The sequence below is a fragment of the Streptomyces sp. NH27 genome (assembly GCF_056859195.1).
In genome coordinates, this window is record NZ_JACEGK010000901.1 from 1 (window position 1) to 1,549 (window position 1,549).

At 74.0% G+C, this 1,549-nt stretch carries 2 protein-coding genes; one reads left to right on the forward strand and one right to left on the reverse strand.

What is annotated here, in order from left to right:
* Positions 1-457 (reverse strand): DUF1015 domain-containing protein (locus AC13HU_RS36900; RefSeq protein ID WP_483046366.1); only part of this gene is annotated, 457 nt, incomplete at its 3' end.
* 75 nt (positions 458-532) lie between these two features.
* Here AC13HU_RS36900 and AC13HU_RS36905 point away from each other — a divergent pair.
* The coding region (locus AC13HU_RS36905; RefSeq protein WP_483046367.1) for an HAD-IIA family hydrolase at positions 533-1,549 on the forward strand (1,017 nt) is incomplete at its 3' end.

The following is a 1,549-nucleotide window of genomic DNA, read 5'->3' on the forward strand; positions in this document are numbered from 1 at the left end:
GTTCGAGGTTGGCCGCGGTCGCGCGCATCAGGGCGGCGCGGTCGGCGACAGGTCCGGGCATGACGTCCTCGTGCGGCAGCACGGCGCCTTCCTCGGGGCCGCTCAGCCGCAGGGCGCCGATCACGCCGCGCTGGAGGTGGTCGCCGTCGCGCTGCTCGTAGACGTAGAGGGCGGGGGCCGGGTCGGGGGCGAGGATGCCCTGGTCGAGCCAGGCCGCAAGGGTGCGGGCGGCCTTGCGGTGCCGGGCGTCAGGGGTCGCGGCGTCCGGGAGGATCAGCCGGACCACGTTGTACGGGTCGGCGGTCTCCAAGTGGCGCTGGCCGTCGGGGCGTACCACGACGTCGTACGGCGGCGAGGTGACGGCGGCGAGGCTGCCGACGTGCTCCCGTACGAAGCGCAGCCCGCGGAAGGGCGCCAGGTGAGGGCCCCGCGGGTGGTCCTGATCGGTGTCACTCATCCGCGCATGCTACGACGCCCTCCGGGCATGGGGGATGATCGATGGGTAGTCCACTTACGAGGAGCGAGCACCGCCATGACGTACCGCACCAGCCCGCACGGCAGCGAAGAGTCGCTGGACACCGCGTACGACACCGCGCTCCTCGACCTCGACGGTGTCGTCTACGCGGGCGGGGCGGCGATCGCGCACGCGGTGGAGTCGCTCGGCACGGCGCGGGAGCACGGCATGCACCTCGCCTATGTCACCAACAACGCGTCGCGTACGCCGGATACGGTCGCCGAGCACCTGACGCGGCTGGGGGTACCGGCGGGCGCGGCGGACGTGATCACCTCGGCGCAGGCGGTGGCGCGGCTGATCGCGGAGCAGGTGCCGGCCGGTTCGAAGGTGCTGGCGGTGGGCGGGGAGGGGCTGATGACCGCGCTGCGCGAGCGCGGGCTGGTGCCGGTGGACTCCGCGGACGACGACCCGGTGGCCGCGGTGCAGGGGTACGGTCCGGATCTGCGGTGGTCGCAGCTGGCGGAGATGGCGTACGCGGTCAACCGCGGGGTGCCGTGGTTCGCGTCGAACACCGACCGGACGATTCCGAGCGGCCGGGGGATCGCGCCGGGCAACGGGGCAGCGGTGGAGGCGGTGCGCTTCGCGACCGGCGGCGACCCGCAGGCCGCCGGGAAGCCGCTGCCGCCGATGCACCGGGAGACGGTGCTGCGGACCGGCGCGAAGCGGCCGTTGGTGGTCGGGGACCGGCTGGACACGGACATCGAGGGGGCGTTCGCGGGTGACGTCGACTCGTTGCTGGTGCTGACCGGGGTCACCGACGCGGCGGCGCTGCTCGCGGCCGTGCCGAAGCACCGGCCCACGTATGTCGGCCGCGACCTGCGGGATCTGCTCACGACGCAGCCGTCGGTGCAGGTCCCCGGTGAGGGGGACGCGGTGTGCGGCGGCTGGACCGCGTCGGTGTCGGGCGGCGCTCTCGCGGTCGAGGGCGTTCACGCTGTCGGTGAGGCTGAGGTGCCATTCCGAGGTGCTGGTGGGCATGGGTTCCTCCTTGGGCGAGCCGGGCGGACTGTCCGGTCCTCGGCACGGCCCCAACCC